Source organism: Oribacterium sp. C9, from assembly GCF_002007235.1.
Lineage (GTDB): Bacteria > Bacillota > Clostridia > Lachnospirales > Lachnospiraceae > Oribacterium.
This window is the reverse complement of sequence record NZ_MUHW01000001.1, coordinates 110,904-131,440: the sequence shown is the minus strand read 5'-3', so window position 1 is coordinate 131,440 and position 20,537 is coordinate 110,904. Positions and strand designations below refer to the sequence as shown.

At 42.7% G+C, this 20,537-nt stretch carries 15 protein-coding genes; all 15 read right to left on the bottom strand.

What is annotated here, in order from left to right:
* Nucleotides 1–31: 31 nt before the first annotated feature.
* The gene (locus BXO88_RS00580; protein WP_078035853.1) at nt 32–391 is read right to left on the bottom strand and encodes a hypothetical protein; all 360 of its coding nucleotides are present in this window, start codon (nt 389–391) and stop codon (nt 32–34) included.
* 162 nt (nt 392–553) lie between these two features.
* On the bottom strand, nt 554–1,558 hold the full coding sequence (locus BXO88_RS00575; RefSeq protein ID WP_044995371.1) for an ABC transporter permease subunit: 1,005 nt from the start codon (nt 1,556–1,558) through the stop codon (nt 554–556).
* A 30-nt stretch (nt 1,559–1,588) separates the two neighbouring features.
* Nucleotides 1,589–3,097, bottom strand: coding sequence for a sugar ABC transporter ATP-binding protein (locus tag BXO88_RS00570; RefSeq protein WP_078035852.1), 1,509 nt, complete (start codon nt 3,095–3,097; stop codon nt 1,589–1,591).
* 110 nt (nt 3,098–3,207) lie between these two features.
* Entirely contained in the window at nt 3,208–4,335 is a 1,128-nt protein-coding gene (locus tag BXO88_RS00565; RefSeq protein ID WP_078035851.1) for a galactose ABC transporter substrate-binding protein, read from the bottom strand.
* 270 nt (nt 4,336–4,605) lie between these two features.
* Nucleotides 4,606–5,559: a glycosyltransferase family 2 protein gene (locus BXO88_RS00560; RefSeq protein WP_330395033.1), complete on the bottom strand. Its 954-nt coding sequence runs from the start codon at nt 5,557–5,559 to the stop codon at nt 4,606–4,608.
* 45 nt (nt 5,560–5,604) lie between these two features.
* The gene (locus BXO88_RS00555; protein WP_078035849.1) at nt 5,605–6,498 is read right to left on the bottom strand and encodes a LicD family protein; all 894 of its coding nucleotides are present in this window, start codon (nt 6,496–6,498) and stop codon (nt 5,605–5,607) included.
* Nucleotides 6,499–6,502: 4 nt separating this feature from the next.
* Nucleotides 6,503–7,840, bottom strand: a complete 1,338-nt coding sequence (rfbH, locus tag BXO88_RS00550; protein WP_078035848.1) for a lipopolysaccharide biosynthesis protein RfbH — start codon at nt 7,838–7,840, stop codon at nt 6,503–6,505.
* Between the two features lie 145 nt (nt 7,841–7,985).
* The gene (locus tag BXO88_RS00545) at nt 7,986–9,068 is read right to left on the bottom strand and encodes an acyltransferase family protein (protein WP_078035847.1); all 1,083 of its coding nucleotides are present in this window, start codon (nt 9,066–9,068) and stop codon (nt 7,986–7,988) included.
* A gap of 109 nt (nt 9,069–9,177) precedes the next feature.
* Nucleotides 9,178–10,272 (bottom strand): CDP-glucose 4,6-dehydratase, encoded by a 1,095-nt coding sequence (gene rfbG / locus BXO88_RS00540; RefSeq protein ID WP_078035846.1) that lies wholly within the window; start codon nt 10,270–10,272, stop codon nt 9,178–9,180.
* A 147-nt stretch (nt 10,273–10,419) separates the two neighbouring features.
* Nucleotides 10,420–11,193 carry a glucose-1-phosphate cytidylyltransferase gene (rfbF, locus tag BXO88_RS00535; protein WP_078035845.1) on the bottom strand — a complete coding sequence of 258 codons (774 nt, stop codon included), beginning with the start codon at nt 11,191–11,193 and terminating at the stop codon, nt 10,420–10,422.
* A 108-nt stretch (nt 11,194–11,301) separates the two neighbouring features.
* Nucleotides 11,302–12,735 carry a hypothetical protein gene (locus BXO88_RS00530; RefSeq protein ID WP_078035844.1) on the bottom strand — a complete coding sequence of 478 codons (1,434 nt, stop codon included), beginning with the start codon at nt 12,733–12,735 and terminating at the stop codon, nt 11,302–11,304.
* A gap of 87 nt (nt 12,736–12,822) precedes the next feature.
* Nucleotides 12,823–14,439, bottom strand: a complete 1,617-nt coding sequence (locus tag BXO88_RS00525) for a hypothetical protein (protein ID WP_139355463.1) — start codon at nt 14,437–14,439, stop codon at nt 12,823–12,825.
* A complete protein-coding gene (locus tag BXO88_RS00520) occupies nt 14,417–15,226 on the bottom strand; it encodes a glycosyltransferase family 2 protein (protein ID WP_242945116.1) in 810 nt (269 codons plus the stop codon). The genes BXO88_RS00525 and BXO88_RS00520 overlap by 23 nt, the downstream gene beginning before the upstream one ends.
* Nucleotides 15,227–15,297: 71 nt before the next feature.
* A complete protein-coding gene (locus tag BXO88_RS00515; protein WP_078035841.1) occupies nt 15,298–18,999 on the bottom strand; it encodes a glycosyltransferase in 3,702 nt (1,233 codons plus the stop codon).
* Nucleotides 18,999–20,531 (bottom strand): ABC transporter ATP-binding protein, encoded by a 1,533-nt coding sequence (locus tag BXO88_RS00510; protein WP_078035840.1) that lies wholly within the window; start codon nt 20,529–20,531, stop codon nt 18,999–19,001. Before BXO88_RS00510 ends, BXO88_RS00515 begins: the two co-directional genes overlap by 1 nt.
* Nucleotides 20,532–20,537 lie beyond the last annotated feature (6 nt).

The following is a 20,537-nucleotide window of genomic DNA, read 5'->3' as shown; positions in this document are numbered from 1 at the left end:
GCCTCACTTTATATATCAAAGTAAATTATGATCACATTCCCATATGATTCCTGTTTCCGTACTTCTCTTCTATCTTCTTGAATCTGAAGAAGACTACAGCTATAGACAAGAGCAGGAACAGCATACCCATGAGTCCATCATACTGTGACACGACCTCCATTACAAAAACGCAGGCTGCAAAGCAGAGAATAAGTATGCCCATTTCCTTTGCATAGGGCTCAACATTCTCTTCCTTAAGCTTCCCCCATTCCTTTGGTCTCACTGCATCCACGTCCTTAAATACCAGAAGCTTTACAGCATAGTATATAAATATAGCCCCCATAAAAAGCTGCATGGCATGGGCTGATAAAAACTGTGTAATGAGTGTCTCATTTTCTGCAAGCATCACCATATAAAATACCTCACTTAATACAATGAAAAATGTCCTGCAAATCCACTTAGTGCAGGCATTCCTTTTATTTTGGTATCCCCGTTTTTCACCATCAGGGTAACAAAAAAGGTCTGTGGCATAAGTCACAGACCTCATTATAATCTATGGATTTACATCCCTCAATTACTTCTTCTGAACGTACTTTCTGATATCCAGTGAGATAGCAACAAAAATTACTATACCGATTGCGATATACTGAGAGTTTGCATCTACTCCGAGGAACTGGAGTGCAACCTTTAGAAGCTCAAGTACGGCTACACCGATGATAGCTGATGAAACCTTACCACGTCCACCTGTTACAGATACACCACCGAGGGCGCAGGCTGCGATACCTTCCATCTCATATGAAAGACCGGTATTGATAGAAGCACCACCAGCCTTTGCTCCGAGCATGAAACCTGCCATTGCGAAGAATGCAGAAGCCTTTGCATAGATGAGTACCATTGTAAGCTTAACAGGTACACCGGCAACCTCTGCTGCCTGTGGGTTTCCACCGATAGCATACATATACTTACCATGACGAGTCATGTTGTAGATGAACCATGTGATTCCAGCCATAGCTATAGCCATCCAGATGAGCCAGCTGAGTCCCAGGAATCTGCCTGTAGAAAATCCTGTATACTCAGTTACATATCCACCGAGTGGTGTTGCACCTGTATAGATAAGACCGAGACCATAGATGATCTCCATCATTGCAAGTGTTGAAATGAATGGTGGAACATGAAGGAATGCTATGAACCAGCCTGTAACTGCACCAAAGCATCCGCAGATAAGCATTGCTATGATAAGTACCAGGAAAGGATTCAGCGGTGTGATGCTTGCAAGGAAGCCTTCCTGGAAGAAACGTCCGCCGTACTCCTGCTTCTGAAGAAGAGTACCTGCGATACATGCACCGAAACCTACCATACGTCCACCGGAAAGATCGCAACCGCCGGTGATAACTGCACCTGAAATACCAAGAGCGATAACAAGTCTATAGGACATGTTAGCAAGAAGGTTCAGGAAGTTGTTTGGTGTCAAGAAATTCTTTGTTGTTAATCCCGTATATATAACGAGTACGAACATTACGATGATAACACCGTTATTGATAAGAAAATCCGTGATTTTCTGTTTTTGTGTCTTCTGCATTTTACTTTCCCCTTAATCTAAAATACTAAATCAGAACTTTGTTGCAAAAGTCATGACCTTTTCCTGAGTCATGTCTTCCTGCTGATCTATCTGACCAGTGATCTTACCGTTACACATTACATAAACTCGATCCGCCATACCGAGAAGCTCAGGCATTTCAGATGAAATCATAATGATGGCCTTACCCTGCTTTGCAAGATCTTCCATGATCTCATAGATCTCATGCTTGGCTCCTACGTCGATACCTCTTGTAGGCTCATCCATGATGAGGATGTCAGGATCGTTTGCCAGCCATCTTGATACGATTACCTTCTGCTGATTACCACCGGAAAGATTCTCGATGTGCTGGTTCATGCTCGGTGTTTTGATAGAAAGCTGCTTGATGCTATCATCAACGATTTTGTTTATTGTTGGATGATTGAGAACAAATCCGCCCTTAAGGTGCTTATTGTAAATGGAAATGCCTACATTATCCTTGATGGACAGACATCCGAAGATACCGTTTCCTCTACGATCCTCTGTGATCATACCGATTCCGGCATCCATAGCATCCTTAGGCTTTGTGATCTTCACTTCCTTGCCATGGATCTTTATGGTTCCTTCTGAAAGATGTCTTATTCCGAAGATACCTTCCATGAGCTCAGTTCTCTGTGCACCAACAAGTCCGCCAAATCCGAGGATCTCACCTCTGCGGATATTAAATGAACAATTCTGGAAGGACTTTGCATGGATCGAGCTTACATTTTCTGCTTCGAGGATAACTTCGCCGATCTCATGATCATGCTCGGGATAGATCTGAGTAAGCTCACGACCTACCATCTTTGCGATGATCTGATCTGTTGTAAGCTCTGCTGCAGGCCATGTTCCTACATAAGTACCGTCTCGCATTACCTGAATATCATCAGCTATTCTCTTGATCTCATCCATCTTATGGGAAATATAGATCATGGAAACTCCACGCTCTCTAAGCTGATTCATGACCTTGAAAAGGAAATCAACTTCATTATCAGAGAGGGAAGATGTAGGCTCATCGAATATGATTACCTTTGCCTCACGTGAAACCGCTTTGGCAATTTCTACCAGCTGCATCTGACCGATGGATAATGATCCGAGAAGAGCCTTTGGATTATACTCAAGTCCCAGCTCCTTTAACCATTTTTCTGTTTCGGCAAACATGGTAGCATGATCTATCATCTGTATAGGACCGTACTTTTTAACCGGGAAACGGCCCAGATACATATTTTCACCGATACTTCTTGCCGGGATAGGCTGAAGCTCCTGGTGTACCATCGCTACTCCACGCTTTGCTGCTTCATCAGGGTTAGCGATCTCAACTTTCTCACCATCCAGATATATTTCTCCTTCATCCATGTGGTAGATACCAAAAAGACACTTCATAAGTGTTGACTTTCCGGCACCGTTTTCTCCCATGAGTGCGAGAACTGTACCTGGACGAACAGCAAGATTGACTTTATCCAGCGCTTTTACACCTGGGAATGACTTAGATACCCCTCTAAGTTCCAGTTTATATTCCGCCATTTTGTCCTCCAGTTAACTTTACTTTTTTACAAAGCAGGAGCACAGGTGCGATTTCGCACCCGCACTCCTGTCTAATGATCTTAATTAAATTAGTTACTTCTTTTTGCTTATCAGCCAAGTGAAGCAAGGATATCATCAACGTTAGCTGTTGTAACCTTTACATAATCACAGCCGATGTAGTGATCATTTGTCTCACCCTTAAGATACTTAACAGCTGCATCTGCTGCTGAGTGTGACTGTGAGATGTGATCGTTAAATACTGTACCTGTCTGCTTTCCAGTCTTAACGTTCTCGCAAGCCTCCTGAAGAGCATCTACACCAAGGAGATATACATCAGTTCCAACTGTCTCGCCTGCTGCCTCGATAGCCTGAAGAGCACCAAGAGCCATAGCGTCGTTGTTACAGAATACTACTTCGATGTCCTTACCGTGCTGAGCAAGTGAGTTAGCAACAAGTGACTGTGCCTGAGCCTGATCCCAGTTACCAACCTGATCATCAAGTTCCTCAACCTCGATACCTGCATCCTTAAGAGCCTTTACAGAGAACTCTGTTCTGTACTGAGCATCAACGTTCTCAGGATCTCCCTCGATCATGATGTAAGAAACCTTGCCATCACCGTTGATATCACCCTTGTTCTCAAGGTCAGCAACGATTTCACCCTGCATTGTTCCTGACTGACGAGCATCACATCCAACATATGTTACGTTCATGTTCTCGTCTGCCCATCTCTTCTCTTCCTGCTCATCAGGCTCTCTGTTGATGTAAACGAGAGGGATGTTAGCTGCTGTAACCATATCTGTGATTGTAGCTGCTGATGAAGAGTTTACAGGGTTGATGATAAGCACGTCTACACCTGAAGTGATGAAGTTCTGGATCTGGTTTGTCTGAGTAGCCTGATCGTTAGCACCGTCAACGATTGAGATGTTCTCTGGCTTGAATCCAAGTGACTCAAGATATGACTGAAGCTCTGTTCTGAAGAGTGTCATGAAGTTATCAGAGAACTGATAGATACATACGCCCACCTTCTTGTCTGCAAGATCTGTTGAACCAGCCTCTGCTGCAGCTGTTGTTGCTGCCTCTGTAGCTGCGGCTGCAGGAGCTGCTGTCTCTGTCTTTGCTGCCTCTGTAGCTGCGGCTGTTGTAGCTGCTGTTGTAGCTGCTGTGTTAGATGAACCACAACCTGCAAGCATTGATACTGCCATTGCTGAAACTGTGAGTAAGCTAAGTGCTTTCTTCATAATAATTCAATCCTCCTAGATTTACTGTTGTTTACGGGAACTCCCGTGTTTCTTGAGTAGATTATATCCATCCCCCATGACGGATAGAATAGATTATTCTTCTTTGAATCTTGAAAATCCTTTCATATCTTATCGGCCATAGAATTTTTATGAAGTTTGATATACGTCATCCTAAATTCATTAAATATGTCTCTTAATTATTTTAAATTTAATCAAAAAAGGATGCGATATAATATCGCATCCTAAAAAACTTAACTAACCAATTTAAAGTCAACCTAAACTATTATCTTTATCAAAGTTCTTCATATCTTCAATTATATACAGAGGTCTGTCCTTAAGCTCTTCAAAAAGTACCGCAATATATTCTCCGATTATTCCTACGACTATGAATAGTACAGCAAACATAAAGCATAGCAGGACCACTATAGTCGCATAGCCTGATGGCGCTCCATCATGGGTACAGAGAGTATATATCAGAAGTACCAATCCTAAAAATCCACTGAAAAATCCAGCAAATATGCCAAGCTTCAACGGTACATTGGAAAAGCACATGATGGTATTCATGGCAAATGTGAAAAGCTTCTTTATAGAATAATGGCTGCTCCCCGCTATTCTCGGTGCTGCCTCATACTCTATGGTTGTTTTCCTGAAGCCCACGTTCTGTACATATCCGCGAAGGAATCTGACCTTTTCACGATAATTCTTTTTCAGAATATCCTGTACGGAGCGAGTTATGGCAAAGAAGTCTGAAGCATTCGGTTCAAGATATATATCCGATACCTTATTTATGAACCAGTAAAATCCTCCACTGGTGATCTTTTTTATAATTCCTGCTGTTTCATTTCTGGTACGCACCATGGATACGACCTTAAATCCTGAATCAAAGGCATCAACTATCTTCTCTAGATTCTCGGGCGGATGCTGAAGATCCGCATCCATAAAGACCATACCGTCACCTTCTGCATAATCAAGTCCGGCTATCATAGCAGCTTCATGACCGAAATTTCTGGAAAAGCTTATGAACTTTACATGCTCAGGATCCTTTTCCGATAGCTCAAGGAGTATTTCTCCTGTACCGTCTTTTGATCCGTCATTTACAAAGATAAACTCGTAACCCCAGTTCTTTTCCTTCAGGTATTTTGCATATTCTTTTGTAACTCTGTAAAACTCATGTAATCCAGCTTCTTCATTGTAAGCTGAAACGACGATGCTCAGCAGTTTCATGATTTCTCCTGTTCCTATTATCCGGTATATATTATCGCATGAAAGCTAGTCTGCTTCTTCCAATATCTCAAGTTCTCGTCCGCTATGGGATGGCTGACGCTTTTCAACAGGCGGAAGCTTCATATAATCCCCATAAAGCATTTTGAGAACCTTATCCCACTCCTTGGGTCCTGTGAATTTTTCTCCTTCAAACTCAAACTGTATGGGCTCTTCCCATGCATCCTCTACGGTGCAATACTGGAAATCAGGCTGATAATTTGAAAAAAATGATTTTCCATTTGTACCAGATTTCTGTTCACTATATAAGTCAGTGTATTTTCTGGCACTCTTATCCTGCCATTTAAATATGGTCTTAAGGGAGATCAGCTTTCCGACCCCCACCAGCACCATGACCTCAAGCTTCTGCAGCCCTTTATATTTAGACCAGTCCAGCTTTCTTCTGTGGGCCATTCCCAGGCCGAAATAGATCTGCTGCTTCAGCTTCATAAGTTTTGCTTCTGTCTCATCAGAAGGCAGCCTGTCTATGATAAAAAGATCTACCCAGAGATGATTGAGCTTTCCTTCGTAGAACTCCATATCCTCATCATTTTCAGAATGTCTTCTTGAATTGAGATAGACAACTCTCGGAACGAAATCATAGAAGGATTCACCGTTTCTGTACTCATATGGCAACACCAGTTCCATGCCCTTGGGCAGTTCGAGATTTGCTATAGCCTTGAACTTCTCAAATTCCTCTCGTCTGAAACAGAGATCCACATCATCATCCCATGGGATAAATCCCTTATGTCTTACAGCACCGAGAAGTGTTCCGGAATCAATAAGATAGGAAATATTGTGTTTCTCACATATATCCCTGATAGCCTTCAGTATCTCAAGATTAGCCTTATGTATCTTCTCAAGATCAAAGTTCCAGTCAGTTTTTTCTACAGTATTATTCATATGATTATTTTAATGCCTCTATCAGAACTTTAGCCATGTAGCTCAGCTTCTCATCGGTCATTCCCGGATAAAGTCCTACCCAGAAAGTATCTCTCATGATTCTGTCCGTATTTTCAAGATTTCCTACAACACGATATCCTTCTCCGGATTTTCGCATCTCATCAAAGCATGGGTGCTTAATGAGATTTCCGGCAAACAGCATTCTAGTCTGAACACCATGGTCCTCCACATATCTGACTACATGCTCTCTGTCAACACCTTCCCTGCATGTCATAAGGAAACCAAACCAGCTTGGATCGGAACCTGGCTCTGCTTCAGGCAGTATGAGCTTATCCTCTGCTCCTCCTTCGATCAAAAGCTTCTTAAGAAAACTGAAGTTATGCTTTCTTCTTTCAACAAATGAAGGAAACTTCTCAAGCTGTGCTACACCTACTGCAGCCTGCATATCCGTAGCCTTGAGATTGTATCCGAAATGTGAATACACATACTTATGGTCATAGCCCTTAGGAAGTTCTCCATACTGTCCGTCAAAACGATGTCCGCATGTATTGTCCTTTCCCGGAGCACACCAGCAGTCACGACCCCAGTCTCTGAAGCTTCTCATGATACGGTGAAGAAGCGGATTGTTTGTGTAGCAGGCTCCGCCCTCTCCCATGGTCATGTGATGAGGCGGATAGAAGCTTGAAGTTCCTATGTCACCTATAGTACCGGTAAGCTTAGTCTCTCCGTCGATCTCATATGTGGTTCCCAGAGAATCACAGTTGTCCTCTACAAGCCAGAGACCATGCTTATCACAAAACTCCTTTACAGCCTTGAGATTGAAAGGATTTCCGAGAGTATGTGCTATCATAACAGCCTTGGTCTTAGCGCTGTATGCCTCTTCCAGCATGCTCACATCGATATCGCAGGTCGGGAAAGTAACATCCACAAATACAGGCACGGCACCATACTGTATGATAGGATTAACTGTGGTAGGGAACCCCGCTGCTACTGTTATGACCTCATCACCTCTCTTAATCTGCCTCTCCTTTAAAAGGGGACTTGTAAGTGTGCTGAAGGCAAGAAGGTTGGCACTTGAGCCGGAATTCACCAGGCTCACATATCTAACTCCAAGGTATTCTCCGAATTTCTTCTCAAATTCATCTGTAAATCTACCGGCTGTAAGCCAGAACTCAAGGGCACTGTCCACCAGATTTACCATTTCCTTATCATCAAATACACGGCTCGCATATGGTATACGATCACCTTCCTCGTAAGGTTTTACCGGCATCTTATATTTTTTTGCATATTCAGATACAAGGTCGAGTATTTCCTGTCTTGCCTGCTGCTCTGTTTTCTCCATTATTACACTCCATCCGGGGAACCGATCCCCAAAAAACTCTTTTACGACGATACTATGCCTGCATTATCCTGCAAGGCTTAATTTAATTTTGTCTATGACTTATTTTTTCGCGAAATATCCACCGTAGAAAAATCAGTTCTTTCAGTTAGCTGAAAAGTTTTTTTGATAATCTCATTACCGGTCTTTCTACTGTCATCTCAAGTACTATAGAAAGTATAAGACTTATAATAAAAGCCATAGCACTTTTCAACTTCTGATTTTCCATGAATAATCCCAAATGTTGTATCACTATATAGTGAACAAGATATAAAGAATAGCTTATTTTACCGAAAAATGGAAGAATCCTGCTTTTTTCAAGCAACGGACGCATATAACGGGATCTGTCCAGTGAGATAAGAAATATCATCCACAGTAGGCTTAAATACAGATATTTATCTGAAAGGTATCTGCTTGCAGGAATACCGAATACAGCATATCTTACTCCAGGAACCATCAGGAAAAATCCAATAAGTATAAGAATTGCCGCCGCATCATACACATATGTTTTTTTCACGTCAATTCGATCTAAACCATTATCTCCCTTTATACTCTCATCTTCATTACATATTAAATAATTAAGAACTCCTCCCAGGAGAAGTACCGGTAGATACCAGCCAAGCTGTATGCTGTTCTCCGGACAATTCTTATAGAAGAAAAGGAAAGAAAACACAAGGCACGAAAGAACAAGCAGTATGCCTCTCTGCTTTTTTTTCTTAAGCACTGAAAATGCTGTTCCTATAACAGGCGTCATCAGATAGAATTTCATCTCTACCGGAAGAGTCCAGAAGTGACCCTTTCCCTCTACCAGAAGAAAATTCTTCAAAGCCTCCGGAACATCAATATAACCGATAAAAACGCTTAATACGAGCACCACAGAAAATGCCGGGTAAATCCGTATTATTCTTTTTAGATAAAATTTCAAAGATGAGCACACATACTGTCTCATTCCGGCTAACGATTCCGCCTTCAGTCTCTTTGTATCCTCTTCACCCTTAATCATATATGGACGAAGAGTAAAAAAACCTGTCAGCAGGAACAGAAGCCATACACCTATTTTTCCGCAACCGGATACCGAATCATGATATCCGGGAACTGCCTGTATGATATGAACTGTCAGCACTATAAGAATAGCGAGACCACGTACGGAATCAAGCCAGACTCTGCGCTTAGGCTTTCTATTTTCCATCATATTTCTCCCAAGCTTTTATGTTTAATCTGTACACTACCTTATTCCCTGAGTTTCATCCCGTGAAGCGGTCCTGCGGAATACTATATTGGGTTAATTTTAACCCGAACCCTTACTCTGAAAGAAATTCCTGTATCTGATTCCCGGTAAACAAAAGCATATCCTCTTTATCATGCCATGCTCTGTACCACTTTACTGCCTGTGCCACGGCATCATTCACATGCCATACCGGCTCCCATCCGAATTTCTCTTTGAGCTTTGTAGTGTCTAATTTCAGGAAGGATGCCTCGTGAGGAGCATTCAGCTCAGCCTCGGTATGCCACTTCGCAGTATCTCCCCAGAAGGCTGTGAACTTATCTGCCAGCTCACCTGTTGTTATGGCATCTTCATCATCAGGTCCGACATTATAACAGTCTGAAAGCTCAGGTTTCTCTACCTGCTTCATGGCTATGAGAAGATACACATACAATGGTTCCAGAACATGCTGATAAGGTCTCGTGCTGTATGGATTTCTCACATGTATCATCTTCCCTGCCACGGTATCCCTTACGCAGTCAGGAATGATACGATCCTTCGCAAAGTCTCCGCCTCCTATAACATTTCCTGCTCTTGCTGTGGAAATGAGAGTTCCCTTTCCATCCTTAAGGTCAAAAAATGATTTCTTATAGCTGTGGGTAACCAGCTCAGAACAGGACTTTGAATTACTGTAGGGATCATAGCCATCCAGCTTCTCATCCTCTTTAAAAGCATGGTTCTCGAGATCATTGTTCTCATAAACCTTGTCTGTTGTTACATTAAGACACGAAATAATCTTTTCCTCATGGCTCAGATTATAGTTCCTTATGCACTCGAGAAGATTTACTGTTCCCATAACATTGGTCTCATAGGTCTCCCTCGGGAACTCATATGAGGTCCTGACTATAGGCTGTGCCGCGAGATGAAGCACTACCTGGGGTCTGGCTTCTTCAAAAAAACTTTTCAGGTGTTCAAAGTCTCTAATATCACCAATCTCCGAATGTATCTGTTCTTTTAATCCCAGAATACCAAAAAGCGATGGCTCAGTAGGTGCCTCCAGTGAATAACCATAGACTTCAGCACCAAGAATCTTCAACATAAGTGAAAGCCAGCTTCCCTTGAAGCCTGTATGTCCGGTCACAAGGACTCTCTTTCCGCTATAAAACTCTTTAAGATCAGTTAATTTAGACATTTATTATTTCCTTTGTTAGCACGGATCCTTTAGGATCCTTCAAAATCTCTTGTTAAAATAACCAACTATCCACGTCGATTTATGAGTCGTTGATTATTGGCAGAAAATATCTGAAGTACCGTAACAGTAAAACTTCCTAAGCTGTGATCAGCTCCAGCGCTTCCATGGAGCCCTGTTTTCTTCCCACAGTGTCTCAAGAAGCTTCTTTTCTCTCTGTGTATCCATACACTGCCAGAATCCCGGATGATAGAAGCTCATAAGCTGTCCGTCTGCTGCAAGCTTATGCATAGGTTCTTGTTCCAATATACATTTATCTCCGGAAAGATAATCAAATACAGATGGCTCGAAGATCATAAATCCGCCGTTAATGATTGCTCCGTCCTCGTCCTCTTTCTCTCTGAAGGACTTTATGCAGTTGTTTCCGTCTATATCCAGAACGCCCTTTTGCTGAGCAAGAGATACTGTGGTTATTGTGGCTATCTTTCCATGTGACTTATGGAAATCCACAAGTGATGACAGATCCACATCAGAAACTCCATCACCATAGGTAAGCATAAACGGCTCATCACCTACATACTTCTGTACTCTCTTGATACGTCCTCCGGTCATGGTATTGAGACCTGTATCGACTATGGTGACCTTCCATGGCTCGTTCATATTGTTATGAACCTCCATCTGATTGTTGCTTAGATCAAAGGTGACATCAGAATTATGAAGGAAATAGTTAGCAAAGAATTCCTTTATAACATACTGCTTGTAACCAGCAAGTATGATGAAATCATTGTATCCGTAACTTGAGTAATACTTCATGATATGCCATAGAATAGGCATCTCTCCTATCTCTATCATTGGCTTTGGCTTAAGGTGTGACTCTTCTGAAATACGTGTTCCGAATCCACCTGCTAAAATTAAAACTTTCATTAATATATCCTCCAAAGCGGGAGCCTATGTACATTTGTATCTTATGAGCAAAAGTCTTATGCTGTTTCCCGCCGAAAATATGTCGCATTGCACGGAATGGCCATCATATCATTCACTGTATATGTTGAGCCCGTTATCCTTCAGTACCGAAAAAGCCGATCTGACCTTGCCGGCACCATGATTATACTCAAAAATGCCGTTCAGTTCATCATCTGTGTAATCATCAATGTGAAAAGCCGTATCCTTCATGGACCGGAAATATGCCTTGCGATACGGGGCATTTACAAGCTCTGTTTTAGTACTTATAAAGCTTCCGGTCAGAAAAGCACAGAGAATAACTACAGAGGTCAGAAATGTAACTGTACTGTATTTCTGCTTTATCTTTTCATTTCTCTTCTCTTCAAGAAAGCCTTTTATAACTATACCGTAAATTATCAGTATTCCAAAAGCTCCCGGCAGATATTGTAAGGAATATCTGCTCTGCCATGCATAGGTCTCCACAAGATACAGGTATCTTGAGCAAAACACCAGAAGATGGCTCACTATACCGCTCATGATAAGCATGAGCGGAAAAAGTGTTCTTCGGTAAATCCCTTTTATAAAATACAGCACCAGAGCAAAGACATAGCAAAGTATGATCATCGCTCCTGTCATGTATATCACTCCGTAACCTATCTTTCCGCTATTAAGCAAATTTTCCCAAACATTTCCGGAAAGAATCTCTGAGGCAAAACCATTCAAAATGAAATGTACCGTAAATCCTATTTCTCCGGTGATGACCTCCATAAGTGAGAGCTGTTCAGTCACATTGTGCTCATACTCTGCCGTGCTGTTACTTATAAGAAACAAAATCATGGGAATAGCTGACGAAAGTATATAGACTGGTATACGTTTAACAGAAACATTCCGGTTCTTTATCAATACCATATACAGATATGCCGCAATAAGGCTGAGACAATACTGAACGATATAAGGACCGGCGAAAAGAAGTGCAATATAAGGCAGGACCATAAGCTTCGCTTCATCTTTAAATTCTCCGGTTCCTGTGAACACCTTTTCAAGTATCAGATAATTATAGAAGAAAAGACCGTAAGCTATGAAATGCGGATATCCCGAGCCATTTATCAAAAGCTCCCATTTGTTGAGACTGAAACCGGCAAGCATAAGTGCTGCCAGAGAAAGAGTCCCCAAACGGACCCGTTTTATATATCTGCACAGTATCATCATCATAGCGAAGATCCCCAGGAGTCCGAGGATCCTGTCAAAATCCACAGAATACCTGAAGAGTTTTACATTGACCCATCTGAGAGGATAGGTTATGGGGATACGCGTAAGTATATCCGGAACAAAAAAGCTGTCACTCGACATGGTATCCGGAAGATAACTGTTTATAAGCCTGATATAGTCCGAATAAACTATATCCTCAGACGCTGTTTTAATGTAAAAAAACAGAAAGGCTGTACCTAAAGCAGGACAAAACATCAAAAAATCCCGTATTCTTTTTTCAATGTTCATTTTATCCTGTTTTATATTTGTTCCCATTATCACCTCCATGGGTCATGCACGAATCGGATCTACCCGGAATCATATGTTTCTCTCCGCGTAAATTTGAAAATACATTTTTAAACCTTATCTTCCCTTTACGGTGCTCCAGTCTGCTTTTCCGAATACCTGATCTGTTATATCTATATATCCTCTTCTGTCGGAGGTCTCCAGAAGGACTACGGAATTCTCATATACCGCCTCCTCAGGAAGCTCTGATATATCATCAATATAATGAAGCTCTGATCCCTGACCTGTTTTTTCCGGATCATATGGCTTATAGAAATACTCTCCGTAAAAATCCGTCATTCCGAAGCTGTTGTAGAAAATATATGTCTGACGAACACCCAGAAAGTCATCGTATTTTCCTATAGTCTCATCCGCCAGAGAATTGACCCTGTCAAGCTCAGTCATGAAGAATATATTTCTAAAACAGCTTCTGTAGAACTGCTCGACAGGAATCATCAGGCAGCAATAAATCAAAAACAACAGGGCAAAAAATGCAGAGAAGGCTTTGAAGTCCTTCTTTTTTCCTGCTGTTTTAGCAATTCCATCCACCGTTCCAAAGCCTATTCTTCCGAACATATAACATATGTAGAGAAGTGCAGCCGTATAACTTACATACACCCATCTTATTTCAAGCCTGATTGTTATGGAGCTGCATCCTATACACAGAGCAATAAATGTTATGAATAAAAGATTTTGAGCTATCTCCATAATATCCAGGGAACGCCTTCTTATTTCAGAAGCATATATTCCAAGCATTCCGAGGATAACAGCCCAGCTTGTGTACACACAGATATGGAGCCATAACGGAGCTTCCGACCAGGTTATTCCGTTTAGGTAGCTCTCCCCCACATTTACACCAAAAACATACTGTACCTGCTGTATGGCATACATAAATGCCTGTCCTATGCTGAAGGTATCTGTTACGTCTGTCCCTGCAGTACCAGCCGGCATTGCCTGCCCCGCCACGAGAACACGAACACCGAAGAAAAGCAGGAGCTCCATGATCGGTATCATAAGCTTCATAAGGCATTTAGCTTTAGTCCCCTCTGCTCTGCTCTTTAATCCTCTGAAGAGCAATACAAGGCAGAAAAGGGGGAACAGTGCGATGTATCTCTCATGAGTATACATAACCAATAGATAAAAAAAGCTCGCCCCGTAATAGTAAGCACTGTTTCCATATTCGGAAAATCTGTAAAGAAGCCACAGGACAATAATGGCAAGAAGGAGCCCCAGTGATTCCAAAAGCCCCAGTACCTGTCCTATCTGATATGCAGCAAAATGCGAACCGAGATACATACCGGCTACCAGAAACGATATCATTTCCGCCGAAAAGGTATACCCTTCTCTTCTTTTACAGATCTTTGTGAGATCCAAAGCAAAAAAGTACACCACGAAGGAAATAAAGATATTAAAGGCTGTATTAAAGGCCGCATAAAAATTCACATGCCGACCGACTATCATAAACTCAAGATAGCTCATTGCCCAGTAGAAGGGTCTGAAGTTTCCCTTGGTACTTTTAGGAAATGTGAACTCCAAAAAGCTGTCTTCCCCATAGAATGACCAAAGGTACAGATCATCACCATACAGTCCCCTTATCTGAATATTTCGATTTACAAAAAAACCAATTAAAATAAGCGCAAAAAGTGCAGGAAGCACCATTTGCACTTTATTTTTAGTTACCTTTTTTATTTTCATACGCTCCATAGGCCTTTTTATAGAAATGCATAAGCAGCCATCTTACAGGCTCTGAGTGCATCTGTCCGAAGAGTTCCGATTCTTCCCTCTCCCGGTTGTTGTTCTCGATGTTTCTCATGGTCTCGGCACCTTCATGAACACGGTACGCCATAAGAGACTTTTCCAAACAGATAAATCTACCCGGCTCTTTTGCAAGTCTGATTAGTGTTGCCCAGTCTATAACAAACTTATAGTCATTTCTGAAAAGAGGTGCCGGACAGTAGTTAACATTATATGTGCAGGTCGGACATCCTATACCGTTTCCGTATTTTAATGCCGACATCTTTACTTCTGTCCTGTCGGATCTCCCATGGTTTCGGAGCTTAAATCTCAGGAACTGCTTTACCTTTTCAGATGTTCCGTTAATGGTATTACCATCTCCGTCTATAGTGTCATAGTGGCAGCAGAAAACCGACATATCCGGAAACCTGCTGTAGGCATTGAGCAAAGCCTTTGTATAATCAGGAAAATACAGATCATCCTGATGTGCTATGGTCACGAGAGGTGCCAGCTTGCTTCCCTCCTCATAGGCGAAATTCCAGTCATCCTTAAGTCCATGCTTTCCGTTTCTGACATAGACAGGATATCCAAATTTTGCACTACAGGCTGTTATGAATTTATTGGGCGTTGAGGTACATATGATAACCTTACTTTCAATACTCTGGGCTTTCAGTGAATTAAGCAGATACGGAAGGTATCTTGACTCTCCATATGCAGCTACTGCAAAGCAATGCTTATATTTTTTCAAAACCATCCCCCCTGTAAATACCTTTTTCACTATCAGAAGTGAGTGGCAAAAGAATTGCCACCCACCGATGATCATTTTCTGTAATCTGTCTCAAAATCCTCACGGATCTTGTTCCATGCTCCCTCAGGTGAGTAGAATTCCTTAATGAACTCTACCGCTCTGTGAGACATCCTTTCAACCTCATAAGTGTTGTTATAAAGATTTATAACTTCCTGTGCAAAACCATCCTCGGTATCCTGGATACGGAGAGCAGTTGCAGCCTCAGGTATACCCTCTGCACCGCAGGAGGTAGTAACTATAGCTCCACCTGCATGTAGAGCCTCAACGACCTTACCCTTTACACCTGCACCATAACGTAACGGTACAACAACCACCTTGTTCTTTCGATATAGCTCATCCAGCTCCTCAATCGATACAAAGCCGAGAACATTTACATCAGGACGCTCATTAAGTGCAAGCACCTCATCATCTGCCTTTGAACCGGCTACATTGAGTACGATATCAGGAATCTGAGCCTTGATCTTTGGAAGTATGTTGTTAACGAACCAGAGAAGTCCGTCCTTGTTTGGCGGGTGACCGAAACCGCCTACAAACAGAAGACCCTGCTTGTGGGCATAATCCTCGTCCAGAACCGCCGGCTCATCATATACATAGGCTGTGATTCCCTTTACATTGATGGTCGGATCCTCCTTGCGAACGATCTCAGCTTCAACCTCTGAAGGGAAGTAGCTGGCATCCGCCTTACGCATTACACCATACTCAACATTGTGCCAGTACTCCGCATCCTCTCTGGTCTTCTCATCATGATCGATTTCGTACTCACGCATGAGACGAAGCGAATGAAGGTCATGACCGAAGTAGATGACCTTGATATCTGTGTTGTCACATATATAGTCGATATACTTGGCAGCGATATGAGGCCTGTTGAGATATGCGATATTTATGAACTTCTTGTTCCTGTCTATCCAATCCCAGATTCCCGACTGCATGGTGTTTCCATACAGTACTTCGATTCCCATCTGCTGAAGAGCCGAAGTATAAGGCTCCTCATGTGCGAAGTTATCGCCCAGGAACTTGACCCTGTAACCAACCTTCATGAAAAGCTGCATGTACTGATAATCAAGCTTGGAGCCTGCATCCTTATCCCAGGTAGGAACGTAATGATCCACCACAAGGATATACTTGGAATTCTGTCCGCGCTCACGGGCTGCAAACGGGTTAGGACTGCCGTCATTTACTGACTGCTTCTTCAGCTCCTCCGCCCACTTCTCCTTGAACTTCTGCTGGTTTACCACCTGATAATGCTTAAGTCCCGAAGTATCCGATGTGTCTGTACCGTTTGAGATACCCTCAAAGTGAGTGATTACCGACTTCGGCTGGAACACAACCTTCTTTCCATGCTTACGCACTTCGAAGGCAAGGTCGGTATCCTCATAATAAGCCGGAGCAAATCTCTCATCGAAGCCTCCGATCTCCTTCCAGAGATCTGTGCGGATCATGATGGCTGCACCGGAAATATAGTCTACTTCCTTTACATAATTGTATTCAGGTTCATCAGGATCCTGGAGTCTTCCGTAATTCCAGCCTGAACCGTCAGACCAGATGATTCCTCCTGCCTCCTGTAAACGTCCATCAGGATATACGAGCTTGGATCCCACCATACCGATGGAGTCGTCACTCTCTATAAGCTCAACAAGAGAATCGAGCCATCCGTCATTTACCTTTGTATCGTTGTTAAGGAAGAAAATATACTGTCCTCTTGCAATGGCTGCTGCCTGATTACAATTCTTGAGGAATCCCATATTCTCTGTATTTCTGGCGATCACCAGATTATCGGCATAGAATCCGATCTCACGGGTCGCATCAGTCGAAACATCATCTGCGATGATGACCTCATACGGAGTTTTCTCGAAATCAGTGTGCTGCTTTATGCTCACTAGACACTGATATGTATAGTTGATCTGGTTATAACAAGGAATAACGATACTTACCAGAGGCTTGTCTGTTTTCTCAAATGATACCTTTCCGTACTCACTGTAAAAAGCGCCTATGTTGAAATCACCGCGGATAAGGTTCTTTCCTTCCTCGGTAAAGAACATAGGAAGCATCTTTATAGGATGTGCAAAGGTCTGACCGACATAAGAAAGAAGCTTACGCTTTCTGGAGCCTACAGGAAATCTTCTTGTGTAGGCATCATTGATGCTTTCAGATACCTTTCCTGTCCATCCCATATGAGCCTTATAGTATTCTCTCTCCTTGATGAGGGTGTCAATGTCTCTCTCGTGGGTCTTTATCACCTTTGTAAGGTTGGCAACATGCACAGATGTCAGTCTGTTGATCTCACGTTCCTTCCTGAGAGCGATCTTCTGCTCCTTAGTCTCCTGAGCGAGTATGGTCCTCTCATTCTCAGCTACGGCAAGGTTGCCCTTGAGCTCATTGAAACGATGAACCGTCACTTTATTCTCATAGTAGGCATTTACATTGCTGTCCTGACCGTCCCCGTGAACAAAGAGCTGGAACTCCTTTTCCTTGTCGAGAAGCTCCTGACATTCCGGCTTTGTGAATCCGAAATTACGCAGGAATCCGAACAGATCATCATAAGCCATGCTGTCACGGTACTCAAGATACCAGTAATAAAGGATACGGAACTGTAAGAACCTTACTTCCACTTCCCTTGGAAGTACCCACTCACAGTCAATAAGTGTAGGTCTTCCGTTCTCCATGATCACATTATCAAAGAGACAATCAAGATTTGCAGGATTGACCGTGCCGTCCACAGCACCGATGACCATGTCTACAGACTCGGCAAGCTCCTTTAACGGAGCGACTCCGTCTTTTATCATATCTGCAAGGATCTTTCCGAGATTCTTTCCCTCAAGATATGGGTATACCTGATAGCTCAGAAGCTGGAAATCTCCGAGAGCATGACTTGTTTCCTCAGCCATAAGCACATCCACGGTAGGATTTGCCTTACGCTGCTCCTTTGCCTTTTCGGTAAGAGAATCGATGTGAGCATTGGCATCCGGAGTGATTCCTGCCTTTACCACATGGCGCTTTCCCTTGTCGTCTCTGTATATCTCTGTCTTTATGGCATATTCAGGCTTTCTGCTTGAATTGTACTTAAGATATAACGGAAGGTATTTTCGATAATCCTTTGCCCTGCTACGATGAGTTCCGTCCGGCTGGAAAATGTAATAATAGGATGGCGCAAACTCCTGGAACTGATTCTCCTTAACGAGAAGAGCTATCTTCTCTGTTTCATCCGCAGGTCCCGGAAGGCGCTCATCAGTATAAAAATTGAGTGGCATCTTAAGCTCGGGAACCGGATAATACATCCATTCCTTTGACTCAGGATGCTCTTCGCGAAGGAGACTGCGAAGCTCATTTATCTTTGACCAGCGCATATAGATAACATCTGCTTCCTTCTCTCCCGATGACATACGGTCGATATCCAGAGCATTCTGCATACCCATCATAATACATCCGCCCTGCTTGAGCCAGGTTCCGGTAATTGAGCTGTACATGGTTCCGAGATTTCCCTTGAACATCTTGAGAACTCTCCTGGTGAGTACAGGAATGATAACGTAATCATATGTAGACTCATCAAGTCTTCTCGATACTGTCTTTACTCTTTTTTCAAGAAGCTCGATAAATGGTGCTGTATAATCCTTTTCACCGAGGATCAGCACAGATGCGTCCCTTTCCATACCGGTGGTCACATCTTCAAAATAGAACCAATCTATAAGATTGGTCATATGACGTGTAAAACTCATTATTTGTTATGCCTTTCCAGAGTCACCTGAGACTCCATATCGTATACACCTACAGTGTTTTTATTTGAAAGTACCGTAAGGGAAGCAACATCGTACTTTCTGTCATATACAACATGCTCTCCCTGTTCAAATCCGGTACATGACATGCTCAGAAGATATTCCCCTCCCTGAAGGGTCATCCTCTGGGTAAATGTAACCACATACTCATCTCCGGCCTTAACAGGTTTAATGTCGCTGCCTTCTATCATGGTGTTGGTTCCTGTCAGGTCCGCGCCCCGCTTGTCCTTTATGGTGAAGGTGAATATAGGCGCCTCGATATCCGCGTTAAATCTGATTTTTTCTTTTATGGAGAACATCTCACCTTTAACTATAACATTGGTGACCTTTCCTCTTTCATCCAGGATACCGAGATCCCATATGGATGCTCTGCCGTCACCGTAATGCTGAACATGTGGATTAAGACTCAGCTCATCCTGCATGAGTTTTCCGGCTTCATAAGAATTTTTACCGGCTTCAGTATAATGCTGCTTTTCAGAATTCCCGGAAGTCTCACTTTTCTCGATAACCGCCGATACATCCTTAGTTTTATCCTCAGTTCGGGATGCAGCGGAATCTGCCATTTCATCCATGGCGGCTGTCCCAACAGTATCCACACCGAAATTCTGCCCATCTATAAAATCACTGGCAGCCTTAACTTCTTCGCGGCGCTTTAAGTCCAGTTTATCTTCCTCTGTGAATCTTCCGGCAAGGATCTTCTTATAAAGATCCACCATATCTCCCGGTTGACCTTCAGATATCTTTTCACCCTTGTTTATAAGTATGACTCTGTCACAGTACTTCATAACCGAACCAAGATCATGGGTGACCATAAGGATAGTTGTACCGTTTCGTCTCAGCTCATCCATACGGTGATAGCACTTTGCCTGAAAAAAGACATCTCCTACAGAAAGAGCCTCATCTACTATCAGGATCTCTGGATCCATGGCTACATACATGGCAAATGCAAGTCGTACGAACATACCGCTTGAATAGCTCTTTACCGGCTGGTTCACAAAATCCCCTATGTCAGCAAAATCAAGAATCTCCTGAAGCTTCGCATCCATCTGTTCTCTGGTAAAGCCCATCATGGTACCGTTCATGTAAACATTCTCGATACCTGTATAGTCAGGGTTGAAGCCTGCTCCAAGCTCCAAAAGTGCACATACGATACCGTTAATGTTCACACAACCGCTTGTCGGGGTGAGAACTCCTGTTATGATCTTCAGTATAGTGGACTTACCGGAACCGTTGGTACCTATGATACCTACAGACTCGCCTTTCCCCACCTGAAAATTTATATGATTTAAAGCATAAAAATCTCGATGATAATTCTTATGGGTAACGCTTATAGCCTCTTTCAGTCTGTCTATCGGCTGGTCGTAAAGTCTGTAGATCTTTGTAACATCCTTCACGTCGATAACAACATCCGAAGCACCCTTAGCTGAATCATCACCGGCTTCTTTGTTTATATTATTTATTTCATTTTCTGTCATAAAAAA

Excerpts from the sequence above, each read along its gene's own strand:
- BXO88_RS00580 (WP_078035853.1), bottom strand. The coding sequence starts at position 391 with ATGGTGATGCTTGCAGAAAATGAGACACTCATTACACAGTTTTTATCA.
- BXO88_RS00575 (WP_044995371.1), bottom strand. The coding sequence starts at position 1,558 with ATGCAGAAGACACAAAAACAGAAAATCACGGATTTTCTTATCAATAAC.
- BXO88_RS00570 (WP_078035852.1), bottom strand. The coding sequence starts at position 3,097 with ATGGCGGAATATAAACTGGAACTTAGAGGGGTATCTAAGTCATTCCCA.
- BXO88_RS00565 (WP_078035851.1), bottom strand. The coding sequence starts at position 4,335 with ATGAAGAAAGCACTTAGCTTACTCACAGTTTCAGCAATGGCAGTATCA.
- BXO88_RS00560 (WP_330395033.1), bottom strand. The coding sequence starts at position 5,559 with ATGAAACTGCTGAGCATCGTCGTTTCAGCTTACAATGAAGAAGCTGGA.
- BXO88_RS00555 (WP_078035849.1), bottom strand. The coding sequence starts at position 6,498 with ATGAATAATACTGTAGAAAAAACTGACTGGAACTTTGATCTTGAGAAG.
- rfbH (WP_078035848.1), bottom strand. The coding sequence starts at position 7,840 with ATGGAGAAAACAGAGCAGCAGGCAAGACAGGAAATACTCGACCTTGTA.
- BXO88_RS00545 (WP_078035847.1), bottom strand. The coding sequence starts at position 9,068 with ATGATGGAAAATAGAAAGCCTAAGCGCAGAGTCTGGCTTGATTCCGTA.
- rfbG (WP_078035846.1), bottom strand. The coding sequence starts at position 10,272 with ATGTCTAAATTAACTGATCTTAAAGAGTTTTATAGCGGAAAGAGAGTC.
- rfbF (WP_078035845.1), bottom strand. The coding sequence starts at position 11,193 with ATGAAAGTTTTAATTTTAGCAGGTGGATTCGGAACACGTATTTCAGAA.
- BXO88_RS00530 (WP_078035844.1), bottom strand. The coding sequence starts at position 12,735 with ATGGGAACAAATATAAAACAGGATAAAATGAACATTGAAAAAAGAATA.
- BXO88_RS00525 (WP_139355463.1), bottom strand. The coding sequence starts at position 14,439 with ATGAAAATAAAAAAGGTAACTAAAAATAAAGTGCAAATGGTGCTTCCT.
- BXO88_RS00515 (WP_078035841.1), bottom strand. The coding sequence starts at position 18,999 with ATGAGTTTTACACGTCATATGACCAATCTTATAGATTGGTTCTATTTT.
- BXO88_RS00510 (WP_078035840.1), bottom strand. The coding sequence starts at position 20,531 with ATGACAGAAAATGAAATAAATAATATAAACAAAGAAGCCGGTGATGAT.